The organism is Vibrio sp. 704 (assembly GCF_033339295.1).
Genome location: NZ_JAWOUH010000315.1, coordinates 1 through 793, shown reverse-complemented (window position 1 = coordinate 793; position 793 = coordinate 1). Strand labels below are relative to the sequence as shown.

Sequence of the window (793 nt, the reverse complement as noted above, 5' to 3'; positions counted from 1 at the left end):
AATTGATCTGAGAATTCAGTAATGCCTTTCCAGCTACGAATTTGAGCGTCGGCTTCAACGAGCTGTTGGCTAAATTCTGCAGTAGGGTTTTGCTCAATGAAAGAGGAGACAGGAACATTGGTTTGTTGAGCAGTAATATCTCTTCTCAACATAGGCTCAATTGCCGTATAGTTTTCGCTCAGTTGTTGAGCAAGTTCCCGTTTGGTTTGTGTAATGTCGTCCGCACGCGCATTAGATACGTTTGTCACTTTAGTATCTTCAGATTGGCAGCCAATCAGTGCTAATGTACTGAGAACAGACAGAATGATAGTTTTTTTCATAGTATGTCCTTTATTGATTTTATGAAATAGAGTTAATACTCTATTCATGGTGAGAATATCACCCGACATACTCCATTCAATTTGCTTTTCTGGAATAAGTTAAACTTTGCACACAGGATCAAAGTTTATAAATTTCGTTTTAACGGCAGGATATATCGCGTCGCCTTATTAGTAAGTCTTTACGTGTTATCCCAAAAAAGAAAAAAGCCAGCAGCAATCAGCAACTGGCTTAAATTCGTGTTCATGAAAGCTAGAATAACTTACTAGACCAACCGAGTTTGTTCCGTAATACGTGATAGTAGCTGTAGTCTTTCGGATGGATGAGTTTGAGTACATTTGGGCTTTGATAAATGTGGATCTCATCGCCGGGAGAAACTGGCAGCGACACTTGTCCATCACAACTTACTTCTTGTGTACCGCGATTTTCTGGTGACACAATCAGTTTGATTCTACGTTTGCCATCAACCACCAAC

1 protein-coding gene and 1 pseudogene are annotated in these 793 nt (G+C 39.8%); both read right to left on the bottom strand.

Going from position 1 to position 793, the window contains the following annotated elements; all coding sequences use genetic code 11:
* The coding region (locus R7R24_RS26155; protein WP_318120036.1) for a DUF3103 family protein at nt 1–320 on the bottom strand (320 nt) is incomplete at its 3' end.
* A gap of 250 nt (nt 321–570) precedes the next feature.
* A pseudogene (gene ppnK / locus R7R24_RS26150) lies at nt 571–793 on the bottom strand (NAD(+) kinase); the annotation flags it as partial.